Genomic DNA, 15,240 nt, shown 5'->3' with positions numbered 1-15,240 from the left:
CCGGCTTCCGGCATCCGTGCCCGCCGAACGCCCCAACTCCTAGAGAAAGCCAGTATGCGAGTTCTTGCAGCAATGAGCGGCGGCGTTGACTCCGCCGTCGCCGCCGCCCGTGCCGTCGAAGCCGGACATGACGTCGTCGGTGTCCACCTGGCGCTGTCACGGATGCCGGGCACCCTGCGTACCGGCAGCCGAGGCTGCTGCACCATTGAGGACTCCCGGGACGCCTGGCGCGCCTGCGACGTGCTGGGCATCCCGTACTACGTCTGGGACTTCTCCGAGCGCTTCAAGGAGGACGTGGTCCAGGACTTCATTGACGAGTACGCCGCCGGACGCACGCCCAACCCCTGCATGCGCTGCAATGAACGAATCAAGTTCGCTGCGCTGCTCGAGAAGGCGATCGCGCTGGGGTTTGATGCCGTCTGTACCGGGCACTACGCCAAGGTGATCACCGACGCGGACGGCAACCCCGAGCTGCACCGGGCCGCCGACTGGGCGAAGGACCAGAGCTATGTCCTCGGCGTGCTGACCCACGAGCAGCTCAAACACTCCATGTTCCCGCTGGCTGAGACGCCGTCCAAGGCGGAGGTGCGCGCCGAAGCCGAGCGCCGAGGCCTCTCCGTTGCCAACAAGCCGGACAGCCACGACATCTGCTTCATTCCCGACGGCGACACCGCCGGCTGGCTGGCCGAGAAAATCGACATGACCACCGGTGACATCGTGGATGAATCCGGCGCGAAGGTCGGCGAGCACCCGGGGGCCAACGCGTTCACCGTTGGCCAGCGCCGCGGCCTGAAGCTGGGCACCCCGGCCGCCGACGGCAAGCCCCGGTTTGTCCTGGAGATCCGCCCGAAGGAAAACAAGGTTGTGGTCGGGCCTGAGGCCCTCCTTGCCATCGATGAAATCCGCGGCATCAAGGTGTCCTGGGCCGGGTTGCCGATTGCAGAAGTCGCCACCGGCGAGGAATTCGACTGCTATGCCCAGGTCCGCGCGCACGGTGACCCCGTGCCCGCAACCGCCCGGATGGAACCCGCGGACGCACCCGGTGCCGGCGGGCCCGGAAACCTCGTGGTCACCTTGGTGGAACCCCTGCGTGGCGTCGCCCCCGGACAGACGGTGGTTCTCTACCAGGGCAGCCGGGTCCTGGGGCAGGCCACCATCGACGCCGCACGTTCGCTGCAGCGCGAGGCGCTCTGACCGCCAGGCCCTGGGCCGCCCGGGACTCATGCAGGAGCACCGCACATGTTCGACGTGCGGTGCTCCTTCCCGCTTAACGCGTTCCTCAAGCGGGGGGAAGGCCCTCCGGGCGCCGATTATTGGGCAGAAATCCTGAAGATAATGGCGGGTTCCCGGCGTCCGTGTAAATTTTGTGTCTCAACTCACAAGATGTAACGGTTCACCAGCGGGTCTTCTGATTGAATCTAGGAATCAGGACAGTGTCCGCACGCCGAAGTTCCTTTTCTCGCTTCCGTGCTGCGCGCACGAGTACTCATCGAACAGAAAGTTCACAGATGGCAATGAACAAGAAAGCCCTGCAGAGCGCTATCGCGCTCGCCGGGGTATCGGCCTTCGCACTGACCGCCTGCACCGGACCTTCCGGCGGCGGGACGGCCACCGGCAGCGCCGCCGGCGGGGGCACCATTACGTACGGAACCACCGACAAGGTCGTCACCCTCGACCCGGCCGGTTCCTATGACGCCGGCTCCTTTATGGTGATGAACCAGATCTACCCGTTCCTGCTCAACGCGAAGCCGGGCACCGCGGATTCCACCCCCGACATCGCGGAGTCCGCGTCCTTCACCAGCCCGACCGAGTACACCGTCAAGCTCAAGTCCGGGCTGAAGTTCGCCAACGGCCATGCGCTCACTTCCTCGGACGTGAAGTATTCGATCGACCGTGTCGTCGCCATCAAGGATGACAACGGCCCGTCCTCGCTGCTCGGCAACCTGGCGTCGGTGCAAGCCACGGACGACACCACGGTGGTCTTCACGCTCAAGGCCGGCAACGACCAGGTATTCCCCGGCGTCCTCGCCGCAAACGCCGGACCGGTCGTCGACGAAGAGGTCTTCCCGGCGGACAAGCTGCTCAGCGACGACGAAATCGTCAAGGGCAAGCCGTTTGCGGGCCCCTACACGATCGAAAGCTACAAGAAGAACGAACTGGTCAGCCTGAAGGCCAACCCGGACTACAAGGGCCTGCTGGGCAAGCCGGCCAACGACGGCGCCACCATCAAGTACTACGCGGACTCGAACAACCTCAAGCTGGACGTCCAGCAGGGCAACATCGACGTCGCCGGCCGCAGCCTGACCGCGACGGACGCCGCGGACCTGGAGAAGGATTCCAAGGTCAAGGTCCACAAGGGCCCCGGTGGCGAGCTGCGCTACATCGTGTTCAACTTCGACACCATGCCGTTCGGCGCCAAGGCGGCCGACGCCGATCCGGCCAAGGCGCTCGCCGTACGCCAGGCGATGGCCAACGTGGTGGACCGCGACGCGATTGCCACCCAGGTCTACAAGGGCACGTACCTGCCGGCCTACTCGGTTGTTCCGGACGGCTTCGTCGGGGCGATCCAGCCGCTCAAGGAAATGTACGGCGACGGATCCGGCAAGCCCAGCCTCGACAAGGCAAAGAAGGCTTTCGCTGACGCCGGCGTGACGGCTCCGGTCACCATCAAGCTGCAGTACAACCCGGACCACTACGGCAAGTCCTCCGGCGATGAGTACGCCATGATCAAGGAGCAGCTGGAAAAGTCGGGCCTGTTCAAGGTGGAACTGCAGTCCACCGAGTGGGTCACGTACTCCAAGGACCGGACCGCCGATGCCTACCCGGTCTACCAGCTCGGCTGGTTCCCGGATTACTCCGACGCGGACAACTACCTCACACCGTTCTTCGTCCCGGGCAACTTCCTGAAGAACCACTATGAGAACTCGGCTGTCACGGACCTGGTCGCCAAGCAGCTCACCACGGTGGACAAGGCAGAACGCGAGAAGGTGCTCGGTGAGGCCCAGACGGCCGTCGCCAAGGATCTCTCCACGCTGCCGCTGCTCCAGGGCGCCCAGCTGATGGTCGCGGGGAAGGACGTCAAGGGCGTCGAAACGACCCTCGATGCCTCCTTCAAGACCCGCCTTAGCGTGATCTCCAAGTAGCACCAATCCCCATCCGGTTCTGACCAGCCAAGGAGGCGGGGCGCCTGCACGGCGTCCCGCCTTTCTTGCTCGTCAGGACAACAGATTCCCGACGCTCACGAGGCCGAGGGAAACACACATTTAGGTACCAATGACATCACTTATCGAGGCGCCGCCGACCGACGCCGACGGCCTGCTGCCGTCAAAGAAGAAGAAGTCCGGTGGGGGACTGGGCCAATACCTCGTGATCAGGTTCTTCCTGATCTTCCCGACGATTCTCATCCTCGTCACCATGGTGTTCTTCCTGATGCGGATCACCGGCGACCCCATCACCGCGGCCCTGGGCGGACGGCTTCCGCCCGAGCAGCTCCAGGAGCGGATCACCGCGGCCGGCTACGACCGGCCCATCTTCGTGCAGTATTTTGAGTATCTCGGCCAGCTCGCCACCGGGAACTTCGGCACCACGCTTTCCGACAACCGCCAGGTCTCGGAGATGCTCGCCACCTATGGCGCGGCCACCCTGGAACTGACCATCAACGCACTGGTGGTAGCCCTGCTCGTGGGGATCCCGCTGGGCATGCTCGCCGCGCACCGCCGCGACAAGGCTCCGGATGCCGTGCTGCGCATCTTCGCCATCCTCTGCTACGCCACGCCCGTCTTTTTCGCCGGTCTGCTCTTCAAGCTGACCTTCTCGGTCTGGCTGGGCTGGCTCCCCGTCGCCGGACGCGCGAAAACATCCACCGAGCTTGCCCTGACCGCCCTCCAGGCGCCCAGCGGCGTTTACTGGCTGGATGCAGTCCGCAGCGGAAACATGGCTGCCCTGGGTGATGTCATGGCGCACGCCGTCCTGCCCGCCCTCGCGCTTGGCCTGCTGACCGCCGGCATCTTCCTGCGCCTGGTCCGCACGAACGTGATCGGAACCCTCGGCAAGGACTATGTCGAAGCCGGCCGCTCCCGCGGCGTGAGCGAATTCCGCCTGGTCACCAAGCACGCCTACAAGCCGGCGCTGATTCCCATCATCACCGTGATGGGCCTGCAGATTGCCGTGCTGTTGGGCGGCGCGGTGCTGACCGAGACCACCTTCGAGTGGAAAGGGCTGGGGTTCCAACTGGTCAACTACCTGACGGCGCGCGACTTCGTGGCGGTCCAGGGCATCGTGGTCCTCCTCGCCGTGATCGTGGCCGTGACCAACTTCATCGTGGATATCCTCGCCGCGCTGATCGACCCCCGCGTGAGGTACTGATATGAGCATTGAACCCAGCATTGCAGCCGAGAACCGCCGTGTACCGTGGTACCGCCGGCTGCCGGTTGTATCGCACTTCAACAAGAGCGTCGGGCTCCAGCGGGGCATGCTCGTGGCCGGGCTCGTCCTGACCACTGCGTTCCTCTTGACCGCGATCTTCGCGCCCCTGATCGCGCCCTTCGGTTTTTCCCAGATTTCGGACGCCGACGGCGGCTTCCCCGCGCAGGAGGCCCCCGGCGGCAAGCACCTCTGGGGTACCACCGTCGGCGGATACGACGTCTTCTCCCGGGTTGTCTGGGGGGCGCAGACCGCCGCCCTGGTGATCGTCGTCGCCGTCGTCATGTCGATTTTCATCGGCGTCATCCTGGGCCTGGTCAGTGGCTACATCGGCGGCTGGCTGGACCGGATCGTCGTCGTGATCGCCGACGCCATTTACGCCTTCCCGCCGCTGCTCGTTGCCATCGTGATGGCCATTGCCATCAGCGGCGGCAGGTCCAACCTCTGGGGCGGCATCCTCGCGGCCGCGTTTTCCATCACCGTGGTCTTCATCCCGCAATACCTTCGCGTCATCCGGGCCGAGACCATCCGGCTCAAGGCGGAGCCGTTCGTGGAATCGGCGAAGGTGGTGGGCGCCTCGAACATCCGCATCATGAGCCGCCACATTTTCAAGAACGCCACCCGCACCCTGCCGCTGATCTTCACGCTCAACGCCTCGGAGGCCATCCTGACGCTCGCCGGTCTGGGCTTCCTCGGCTTCGGCATCGAACCGACCTCTGCGGCCGAGTGGGGCTTCGACCTCAACAAGGCGCTCGCCGACACCACCTCCGGCATCTGGTGGACAGGCGTGTTCCCGGGCTTGGCGATTGTGCTGACCGTCCTGGGACTGACGCTGGTCGGGGAAAGCATCAACGACCTAAACGATCCCCGGCTGCGCGGCCGGAAGGCAGCCTCCGCCGGCAAGAGCGGCCCGGATTCCCCCGCAGCGGCGCAGGCAGCCGTAGAAGCAGAAGTGAGAAGTTCATGACCACCAATATCGACCAGCGCGGCCGCGGCGCCGGGCCCGTCCTGGACATCGACCATCTAAAGGTCACCTTCGCCACCGACGCGGGGGACGTTTATGCCGTCAAGGACGTCAGCCTGGAGGTCAATCCCGGCGAGGTGCTGGCCATTGTCGGCGAATCCGGCTCGGGAAAAACCGTCACGGCGAAGACCATCCTCGGACTGCTGCCGGAAACCGCGCTCAGCTCCGGAGCGGTACTGATCAACGGCAACAACGTGATCAGCGTCAGCCCGTCGAAACTCCGCGAGATCCGCGGCCGCGACGTCGCCATGGTCTTCCAGGAGCCGTCCACCGCCCTCAACCCCGTCTTCACCGTCGGCTGGCAGATTGCTGAAGGCATCCGCGCCCACGCGGGCCGCGGCGGAGCCGGGCGGGTTAATGCCAAGGACGCGAAGTTGCGTGCCATCGAGGCCCTCCGCAAGGTGGGCATCCCGGATCCGGAAACCCGGGTCAACCACTATCCGCACCAGTTTTCCGGCGGGCAGAAACAGCGCGTCGTGATCGCGGCGGCGCTGGCCCTGAACCCGGGACTCATCGTCGCCGACGAGCCCACCACCGCCCTGGACGTCACCGTGCAGGCGGAGATCCTCGAACTGCTGCGTGATCTCCGGGACCAGTACGGCACCTCGATCGTGCTCATCACGCACAACATGGGCGTGGTGGCGGACCTCGCCGACCGCGTCGTCGTGATGTACCAGGGCGACGTCGTGGAAGAGGCAAGCGCCCGGACGCTCTTTGCGGAGCCCAAGCAGGACTACACCAAGAAACTGCTGGCCGCGGTCCCGCACCTCGGCAGGAACTCAGCCTCGGAGGGACTGATCGAGCGCGCCCACCAGGGCGGAAAGGTCCTGGTCGAGGCCAGGAATCTGACCATCGAGTACCCCGGCCGGCTCGGCAGCCCGGCGTTTAAGGCCGTCGACGGCGTGGACTTCACGCTCTCCGAGGGTGAAGTGTTCGGCCTGGTGGGCGAGTCCGGCTCCGGCAAGACCACCATCGGCCGCGCCATCGCCGGGCTCAACAAAACCACGGGCGGCAGCCTGAAGGTGCTCGACTACGAGATGCTCAACCTCAGGGAGCGCACCTTCAAGCCGCTGCGCAAGGAGATCGGCTTCGTGTTCCAGGACCCGGCCGCGTCCTTTAACCCGCAGCTGACCATCGGCGATTGCATCGCGGAACCGCTCATCATCCACGGCAAGCCGACCCCGGCGCAGGCACGCCAGCGGACCCGCGAGCTGCTGGAATCCGTGCAGCTGCCGGCGTCGTACGCTGACCGCTACCCGCACGAACTCTCCGGCGGCCAGCGGCAGCGGGCCTCGCTGGCACGGGCGCTGATCCTGAACCCGAAGCTGCTGATCGCCGACGAACCGACATCGGCCCTGGACGTGTCCGTCCAGGCGAAGGTGTTGGAGCTGTTCAAGGAGATCCAGGCCGAGTTCGGCTTCGCCTGCCTGTTCATCAGCCACGACCTTGCCGTCGTGGACATCCTGTCCCACTGGGTGGGCGTGCTTTACAAGGGCAAAATGGTGGAGCAGGGGCTTGGGAACCAGGTGATGGGCAACCCGCAGCACGCTTACACGCGGAAACTCATCGCGTCCCTGCCCGTTCCCGACCCGGACGAGCAGGCCCGGCGCCGGGCGGAATTCCGCGCCGTACTGCACAGCTGAGGCCCCCTCGCGAACTCGCCGGAAGGACATGTCCACCGTTCACCTTGAACTGGTCCCCGAACTGTGGACATGTCCTTTTTGGCGCCGACGAAAGGCAGCCTCCGCCCCCGGCTGGGCGGCGCTTAACAGCAGGAACGAATAGCGGCGGTGCCCCTAGACTGGGTCAATGACCGAGCAGAACCAGACTCATCCCGATGCCGCTTCCTATGATCCTGGGGCCAGTTCCCTGGCCGGTCAGGTGGATCCTGCCGTGATGGCCGAGCTGTTGTCGATCCGCTCCAGCATCGACAACATCGATGCCACCCTCGTGTACCTGCTGGCGGAACGTTTCAAGGCGACCCAGAAAGTCGGCTTCCTCAAGGCCGCGCACAAGCTTCCCGCAGGGGACCCGGGCCGCGAGACCGCCCAGATCGCCCGGCTGCGCCGGCTCGCCGCCGAGGCGCACCTGGACCCGGCCTTTGCCGAGAAATTCCTGAACTTCATCATCGGCGAGGTCATCCGCCACCACGAAGCGATCGCCGAGGACCACGAGGCCGCCGCCCAAGCAAAGGGTTCCGGCCGCGCCGCGCCTGCGGGCCCCGCCGTCTCCGCAGACGCCTGAGATGGCAGCCTCCACGCTTCCCGATCCCGGCCAGGTCACGGCGACGGCGCTCGGCCCGTGGCCCGGCGAAGACCCCGTCGAAACCACCCGGATCGTCCGCGGCGAACTCGGCAGCCCCCACCTGCCCTTCCTGGCCGAACTACCGGACCGCGGGGTCGGCTCAGACGCCCTCGGCCGGACGGCCTCGCTCCTCGTCGAACTTGCCGTGGACGTTCAGCCCTACGGCTGGCGGATCGTGGACCGCCCAGGCAAGGACCTGATGCGGGCGCGCTCAGCACTCTCCACCGATATCAACGTCCTCGCCGACGTGATTGGCGCCGAGGATAGCCCCGCCGGGGACCTCAAAGTGCAGCTGCGCGGCCCGCTGAGCCTTGCCGCGGGCCTGCACCTGCACAACGGGGAGCGCGCGCTGATCGATTACGGTGCCCGCCGCGACATCGCCTCCTCGCTGGCCGCCGGAGCCGGCAGTTATCTGCAACGAGTGGCCGCGGCGGCGCCCGGGGCGCGGATCGTGGTACAGATCGACGAGCCGGAGATCGCCTCTGTCCTGGCCGGCACCATCCCCACGTCCAGCGGCTACCGCACCCTGCGCTCCGTCCCCGGCCAGGAGGCCACCGACTCCTGGCAGTTGCTCGTCGAGGCGCTGCGCGCCGCCGGCGCCGTCGAAATCGTCGTCGCGGTCCCGGAAATCGAGGCACCCTTTGATCGGATCCTGGCCTCCGGGGCGGACGGGATCGCTGTTCCGCTGCGCGCCCTGACCTCGCGCCAGTGGGAGCAGCTGGCCGGAGCGGTGGAGGCGGGCAGGCGGCTGTGGGCCGGTGCGCTGGACGTGGGCTCGCCCTCGGCGACGCTGCCGCGCGTCGCCGACGCCGTCGAAACGGTCTGGCGCCCCTGGCGCCAGCTCGGGCTGCCGGCGTCCACGCTTGGCGCACTGCGGGTAACCCCGGCGGAGGGGCTGGCGCGGCATTCGCCGTCGTCCGCGACGGCGGTGCTGACCCGGCTGACCCAGGTCGCGGATGGACTCAACCAGCTCGCCCTTGGCTAAGGGCAACCCGCGCCGGGACTCAGACCCGGTGTTCCCAGCGGTCCGGCCGGGCATGGCCGGGCAGGTGGCCCGGGACTGTGGTGCCGCCGGGGTAGGGTTCGAGCCGGTAGTCGAAGTGCCCCGCATAGACCAGCACCAGGCCCAGCTGCGGCTGGATCACTTTGACCTGGATCCGGTGCCTGCCCTGGCCGTTTTCCTGCGGCTCCCACCACTGTTCGGCGTAGGCCTTGGCGTCGAAGGCCTGGGGCAGGGGGATCCGAAGCGGCCCGAGGAACAGCCGCGACGCCTCCGAGACGCCCCGGAGACGGCCGTCGTCGGTCACGCTGAGGTTGAGGTCCGTCGCGAGCCTGCGGTACCGGCCGACGTAATCGACGAGTCCGCGCCTGCTGCCCGTGTTCTCGAAACTTGTGGTGTCGGAGAACAACCGCGTGGTGCCGGGGAAGAAAATCTCACGGCGGGCCGTCAGGCTCGGGCGTCCGAACGGATCCAGGTGCGCATGGTTTTCGATCCGGAACGGGATGCGCTCGCCGTACTCCGGGAAGAAGGCTTGCTCCCCGCTGGTGAGGCGCAGGAGCGGGCGCAGCCAGGGCTGCGGACAACCCACCACGTCAAAGACGCCCTCGCCGACGCCGAAATGGCCGGATCCCGGGGTGAGGGAGAAATATTCCTGCAGCTGGGGTTGCAGCCTGGAAAACGAATCCCCCAGGGCAAGCAGATAAATCGGTGTGGTCACGGGAGCCTCCTGCGGGTCCTGGCCGGAATGGTGCCTTGTGCACAGCATGCAGGACTGGCGGCAGGTTGTCACAGCGGGACCACGTGCGGCCCCGGGTCCGGCCGCGGACAATGCCTCCGCGCCATGCCCGGAAAGCGCTCAATACGACAAAGCCAATTCAATAGGGGAATATATAACTATGAAGGCACGCATTCTGGTAGTGGACGATGACGAGGCGCTCGCCGAGATGATCGGCATTGTGTTGCGCAATGATGGCTTTGAACCCGTTTTTTGCGCCGACGGCGCGCAGGCGCTCGAAGTCTTCCGTGCGTCGAAGCCCGATCTGGTGCTGCTCGACCTCATGCTCCCGGGCATGGACGGTATCGAAGTGTGCCGGCAGATCCGTGCCGAATCGGATGTCCCGATCGTAATGCTGACGGCGAAATCGGACACCTCGGACGTGGTCCGGGGGCTGGAGTCCGGCGCCGATGACTACGTACCCAAACCTTTCAAGCCCGCGGAACTCGTGGCCCGGGTCCGGGCCCGGCTTCGCCCCGGCGACCAGAAAGCGCCGGAAACCCTGCGCATCGCGGATGTCACCATCGACGTCGCCGGCCACCTGGTCAGCCGCGGCAGCGAACGGATCTCGCTCACGCCGCTGGAATTCGACCTCCTGGTGGCGCTGGCCCGCAAGCCCTGGCAGGTCTTCACCCGGGAACTCCTACTGGAGCAGGTCTGGGGCTACCGTCACGCCGCTGACACCCGGTTGGTCAACGTCCACGTCCAGCGGCTTCGGTCAAAGATCGAACGTGACCCGGAAGCCCCCGAAGTTGTATTGACGGTCCGTGGTGTCGGCTACAAAGCAGGTTCCTGAGCCCTCGGACGGCCAGCCCGGGGCAACCTCGGAACACACCCTGCTGGCGCAGGCCACTGAACAAGCCCGCTCCCAACATGCCACCCAGGAGCTTGAGCCGGAGCCGGAGCCGAAGCCGGAGCTTGAGCCGGAGCTTGAGCCGGAGCCGGGCGACCAGCGCCCTGGACCGGCGGGCTGGCACCTGATCCGCTTCCGCACCAGGATCTGGCTGCGCCGTGCCTTGATCATGGCGGTCCGCGTCGCGCGCCTGGTGCGGACCGGGGCCTCCCGGCTGCTGCCGGGCATCCGTTACCTGCTGCGGACCCTGCACCGCAAATGGCGCCGCTCGATGCAGTTCCGCACGGTACTTACGACGCTGATGCTCGCCATCAGCTCGTTTGCCGTGGTAGGCGCGTACCTCTCCAACCAGATCGCCAATAATCTTTTCCAGGAACGCCTCGCCCAGGCGGAGTCCGAGACGCGCTACAACGTGAAGCAGGTCCAGGACACGTTCGACGGCGCCCAGGTCACCGACCAGTCCAGCGTCATCACGCTCGTCTATGACACCCTGAACGCTGTCGAGGGCCGCGGCTCCGTGATCCAGCGCCGGTACGTCTTCGAAGCCATGCCCGAACAGACCAAGCCCCGCAACCGGTGGGTGGAATCCCGGGCCTCGGACCAGCTGACCATCAGCGTCATTCCGCCGGAGCTGCGCAAGGCCGTGCAGGATTCCGGCAAGGAGCAGTTCTGGGCCTCCACGGAATTCCCGGTGGGAACCGAGGACCGTCCCGGCATCGCGGTGGGCAACAAGGTCACCTTCAACGGCACCGTCTACGAGCTCTACCTCATCTACGACCTCAACACGGCACAGAAGACCCTCGACGAGATCCAGAACGTCCTGCTGGCCGGCGGCGCGGCGCTGGTGCTCATGATCGGCGCCGTCGCCTGGTACGTGACCCGCAACGTCGTGAGCCCCGTCAGCCATGCCGCCGTCGTGTCCGAAAAGCTGGCCGCCGGGCAACTGCAGGAGCGCATGGTGGTCAAGGGCGAGGACGAGGTGGCACGGCTCGGCGCTTCGTTCAACCACATGGCCGCCAGCCTCCAGGAACAGATCACGCAGCTCGCCACCCTCTCCCAGATGCAGCAGCGGTTCGTCTCCGACGTTTCCCATGAGCTGCGCACGCCGCTCACCACGGTGCGGATGGCCGCGGAGGTGCTCTACGATGCGCGTGAGGATTTCGACCCCATCAATAAACGCTCCGCGGAACTCCTCTACAACCAGGTGGAACGCTTCCAGTCACTGCTCGCGGACCTGCTGGAAATTTCCCGCTTCGACGCCGGGGTGGCAACGCTCGACGCCGAGCCCACCGACATCGTCCAGCTCATCACCCACGTAATTGAAGGCGTGGCCCCCGTCGCGGCCGGGTACGGCTCCGAGGTCACCCTCAACGCCCCCGAGGGCAGCATCATCGTGGAGATGGACGACCGCCGGATCGACCGGATCCTGCGCAACCTCATCCTGAACGCCCTGGAACACGGCGAGGGCCGCCCGGTCAACGTGTCCGTGGCGGCCAACGGCACCGCCGTGGCAGTGGCCGTCCGAGACCACGGCATCGGCATGGGCGCCGCCGAGGCCGCCCGCGTCTTCGACCGGTTCTGGCGCGCCGATCCGGCCCGGGCCCGGACCACGGGAGGCAGCGGCCTGGGCCTGTCCATTGCCGCCGAGGACACCAAGCTCCACAACGGGTGGCTGCAGGCGTGGGGGGACAAGGGCAACGGGTCCAACTTCCGGCTGACCCTTTCGCTGCGCCAGGGCGAGACCATCACCCGATCGCCGCTCCAGCTCGAACCGGCCGACGTCGGACTGCCCGGTTCCGGACCCCAGCGCACCATGGTGCTGCTGGACCCCTCGCCCGTTCCGGAGGGCAAGGCTGCCGAGCCGGGAACCGTGCCCCGCGCCGGCGGCAGTGATGACGGAAGCAAGGGGGAGTCATGAGGGTCTCCTCGAGCAAGGTCAGGAAGGCGTGCGCCGCCCTGCTGGCCGTCGTCCTTTTGATGCTGACGTCCTGCGCCCAGATTCCGCGCTCCGGGCCGGTCGGCAAGAGCACCGACGAGAGCGCCGGCAACCCCAATAACGCTCCCGTGTTCTTCCCGTCCGCTCCCCGCTCCGGCGCCGGACCCGAGGCCGTGATCGAGGACTTCTACCTGGCCGGCAGCGGTTACGAGGACGACTACGCGGTCGCCCGCCAGTACCTCACCCAGGCCTCGTCCGTCTCCTGGAAACCGGACCAGCGGGTCCTCGTCTTCCGGTCCGCGCGGGTGGTGCCCACCGGGGTCGAAAACGTCTTCAACTACGAACTTGACGTGGCTTACTCCGTGGACGCCGACGGCGTTGCCACCCAGCTTCCTCCGGGGACCACCGAAAACATTCCCGCGACCTTGACGCAGGTCGACGGTGAATGGAGGATCTCGGAAATCCCGGACGGCACCGCCATCCCGGAAGAGACGTTCAAAGTCATCTACGGTGCCTACCCGATCTACTTTTACGATCCCACCTTCACCTACGCTGTCCCCGATGTCCGCTGGTTCATCAAAAAGAAGACCGTCAAGTCCATGACCAGCGCCCTCCTCGGCGGGCCCGCCCCCTATCTCAAGGGCGCCGTCGTGAGCGCCTTCCCTTCGGGCATCAAACTGGCCCGGGAGTCGGTCCCCGTGGTCTCCGGTGCAGCCCAGGTGGATCTCACCGCCAAGGACCTCGTGGAAGCCTCCAACGAGGACAGGCTGCGGATGCAGACGCAGCTGGCCCTGACATTCCGGAGCCAGCCCGACGTCATCAACGTTGAACTCCGGGCCAACCAGGACCTCGTCCGCGTCGAGGACAACGGATCCGTGCTGGCGCCGATCCGCGAGAAGAACATCCCGGCCCACCAGATCGCGGTCAGCAACAACGAGCTGGTCCGGTACGAGAACAACAGGGTGTCACCTCTTCCGGATATCCAGTCCGTGGCAGCCCTTGCCCCCCGGGCCCCGGCGGAGTCGCCCGTCTCGCAATCCGCGGCCTTCCTCAATGCCGGCCGGACCACCCTCTACTCGATCGTGCCCGGTCAGGCCGCACGGGCGCTGACGACCCGAGCTACCTTGTCCCGGCCCTCCTTCGGCCGGTACGACTGGGTGTGGACCGCCGGTCCGGGAGCCAGCGGCGCTACCGAAGTCGTTGCCTACCGGCCCGTCGGATTGGCCGAAGGTGCTCCCGTACCGACCGTCTCGCTGGCGCCAAGCTGGCTGGCCGGCCGCACCGTCAAGGAGTTCCGGGTGTCCCGTGAGGGCGCACGGGCGCTGGTAATTTCGGAGCAGAACGGCAAGACCAAAGTCCAAGTGACTGGCATCATCCGGGCCGCTGACGGCACGCCCCGGGACCTGACCGCACCGATGACCCTCCTGACGGCCCGCGACCCCGACCAAGGGGTCTGGGTCGACGACGCCACCGTGGCCGTTCTGAAGGGCTCGGCGAGCGAAACCGTGATCCCCGAGCTGTTGTCCCTGACGTCCGCCCAGCCGGAGCTGCTTGCGCCCTGGCCGGGGCTCACAGCCCTCAGCGCCGGCAACGGCCCGGAGGAGATCTACGCGCAGTCCGCCGAAGGCATCTTCCAGCGGCTCGGCAACGGCTGGTCGCCCCAGCTCAAGGGTCCTGTCGATCCGGCCTTCCCCGGCTGAACCCAAGTCGGAGGCCCGATGTCGGCCTGTCCGCTCTTCCGGCACGACAGCGTTGGGCACCTGACCCTGTTGTGCACATAACCTGCTGGCTGGTGTCGATGTTGGCCGTGCCGCGTCAACCTTGAACCATGACGAGGCACAGGCACAAGGGCACGCAGTCCCACCGGTATGCCGCCGATCCGGACCTGTCCCCGCCGGCATCCAGCGGGTCGAAACATCGAGGGGACTATCCTCGCGGGCTGACGCGGCTGGCGGACCGGACCGAGGCCGCAGCGGCTGAGCTGCTTGCCCTGGCTGTTCCTGTGTGTTGTGTCTGTTGCGGGGCGGAGGATCTGGTGCTCTGTGCCACCTGCACGCGTCAGATCCGGCTCCTGACCCGGAACCCGTTCCGGGCCGAGGCGCAGGCCCCCGCGCTGATGGACATGGACGGCTCCGTGCTGCTTCCGGTCGTTGCCGCCGGCGTTTACCGCGCGGAGCTGGCGCAAGCGGTGCTGTCATTCAAACGGTACGGCCAGATGCGGCTCGGCGGGGTGCTGGCCCAGGCGCTCCGCGGGGCCGTGGGCGCCGCGGTGGGGGAGCCGGCAGGGGTTTGGCTGGTGCCGGTGCCCACGAGCAACAGCGCCTTCCGGAAACGGGGGTTCAGCCCGGTCCATGTGCTGCTCAGGAGGTTCAGCCGGGACGGGAGTTCCGGGCCGCAGGATCCCGCCGGTCCTCGGGTCGTCGACGTGCTGCGGAAGGCGGGAGTCCTGCGGAGGGCGGCCTGGTCCGGGACCCGGCCGCTTACGCCGTCCCCGCCCGGGTTCCTGATCCGCGCGCTGACGGGGTCCGTGGGGTCCCTGCCCGGCGGGCAGAAAGGGTTGGGCCGTGGTGCGCGGTCGCAGCGGGTGCGGGGTTCGATGCGGGTACGGAGCGGGCCGCGGGCGCCGGAGCTGCGCGGGCAGCCCATCATCATCATCGATGACGTGCTCACGACGGGTGCCACGCTTGCAGAGGCAGCCCGCGCCCTACAGCTGGCCGGAGCGCTGGTCCGGGGCGCCGTGGTCCTTGCTGCGACACGCCCGCCCGTCGCGTCCGACTTTGCGGCCGGTCACCGCACAGCGGCGGGGAAGGCGGGTGTCAAGGAAAAAAATAAACCAAAAAAGGATGAATAACAGGAGGCTATGAACTAACGTCGGAGATGGGTACCAAGAACAGATGTACCTGTCGATAGCGGCTCGGAAAGGGGC

Annotated in this window: 12 protein-coding genes; 11 read left to right on the top strand and 1 reads right to left on the bottom strand. The window is 66.8% G+C overall.

The genetic code is table 11. From position 1 onward, the window contains the following. Positions 1-72 precede the first annotated feature (72 nt). The 7 genes from mnmA (at position 73) to OM977_RS13880 (ending at position 8,735) form a co-directional block, all read left to right on the top strand. Positions 73-1,194: a tRNA 2-thiouridine(34) synthase MnmA gene (mnmA, locus tag OM977_RS13910; protein ID WP_264357428.1), complete on the top strand. Its 1,122-nt coding sequence runs from the start codon at positions 73-75 to the stop codon at positions 1,192-1,194. A gap of 314 nt (positions 1,195-1,508) precedes the next feature. Then, positions 1,509-3,143 carry an ABC transporter substrate-binding protein gene (locus tag OM977_RS13905; RefSeq protein ID WP_264354515.1) on the top strand — a complete coding sequence of 545 codons (1,635 nt, stop codon included), beginning with the start codon at positions 1,509-1,511 and terminating at the stop codon, positions 3,141-3,143. A 130-nt stretch (positions 3,144-3,273) separates the two neighbouring features. After that, positions 3,274-4,365: an ABC transporter permease gene (locus tag OM977_RS13900; RefSeq protein ID WP_264354514.1), complete on the top strand. Its 1,092-nt coding sequence runs from the start codon at positions 3,274-3,276 to the stop codon at positions 4,363-4,365. Position 4,366: 1 nt separating this feature from the next. Continuing rightward, positions 4,367-5,389: an ABC transporter permease gene (locus OM977_RS13895; RefSeq protein ID WP_264354513.1), complete on the top strand. Its 1,023-nt coding sequence runs from the start codon at positions 4,367-4,369 to the stop codon at positions 5,387-5,389. Continuing rightward, positions 5,386-7,089, top strand: coding sequence for an ABC transporter ATP-binding protein (locus tag OM977_RS13890; RefSeq protein WP_264354512.1), 1,704 nt, complete (start codon positions 5,386-5,388; stop codon positions 7,087-7,089). Before OM977_RS13895 ends, OM977_RS13890 begins: the two co-directional genes overlap by 4 nt. Before the next feature lie 166 nt (positions 7,090-7,255). After that, positions 7,256-7,690, top strand: coding sequence for a chorismate mutase (locus tag OM977_RS13885; RefSeq protein ID WP_264354511.1), 435 nt, complete (start codon positions 7,256-7,258; stop codon positions 7,688-7,690). A gap of 1 nt (position 7,691) precedes the next feature. Next, positions 7,692-8,735, top strand: a complete 1,044-nt coding sequence (locus OM977_RS13880; protein ID WP_264354510.1) for a hypothetical protein — start codon at positions 7,692-7,694, stop codon at positions 8,733-8,735. 19 nt (positions 8,736-8,754) lie between these two features. Here the strand turns inward: OM977_RS13880 and OM977_RS13875 are convergent, their stop codons facing one another. Further along, the gene (locus OM977_RS13875) at positions 8,755-9,468 is read right to left on the bottom strand and encodes a DUF4166 domain-containing protein (protein ID WP_264354509.1); all 714 of its coding nucleotides are present in this window, start codon (positions 9,466-9,468) and stop codon (positions 8,755-8,757) included. A gap of 178 nt (positions 9,469-9,646) precedes the next feature. Here OM977_RS13875 and mtrA point away from each other — a divergent pair, with 178 nt between their 5' ends. The 4 genes from mtrA (at position 9,647) to OM977_RS13855 (ending at position 15,165) form a co-directional block, all read left to right on the top strand. Continuing rightward, positions 9,647-10,321, top strand: a complete 675-nt coding sequence (gene mtrA / locus OM977_RS13870; protein WP_264354508.1) for an MtrAB system response regulator MtrA — start codon at positions 9,647-9,649, stop codon at positions 10,319-10,321. Between the two features lie 226 nt (positions 10,322-10,547). Then, positions 10,548-12,296, top strand: a complete 1,749-nt coding sequence (mtrB, locus tag OM977_RS13865) for an MtrAB system histidine kinase MtrB (protein WP_264357427.1) — start codon at positions 10,548-10,550, stop codon at positions 12,294-12,296. Then, a complete protein-coding gene (locus tag OM977_RS13860; RefSeq protein WP_264354507.1) occupies positions 12,293-14,014 on the top strand; it encodes an LpqB family beta-propeller domain-containing protein in 1,722 nt (573 codons plus the stop codon). Before mtrB ends, OM977_RS13860 begins: the two co-directional genes overlap by 4 nt. Positions 14,015-14,349: 335 nt before the next feature. Further along, on the top strand, positions 14,350-15,165 hold the full coding sequence (locus tag OM977_RS13855) for a ComF family protein (protein ID WP_264354506.1): 816 nt from the start codon (positions 14,350-14,352) through the stop codon (positions 15,163-15,165). The last annotated feature ends 75 nt before the right edge of the window (positions 15,166-15,240 follow it).

The sequence above is a fragment of the Pseudarthrobacter sp. MM222 genome (assembly GCF_947090775.1).
Classification (GTDB): domain Bacteria; phylum Actinomycetota; class Actinomycetes; order Actinomycetales; family Micrococcaceae; genus Arthrobacter.
Note: the sequence above shows the minus strand (reverse complement) of the source record. Positions and strands in the feature narration are given on the sequence as shown.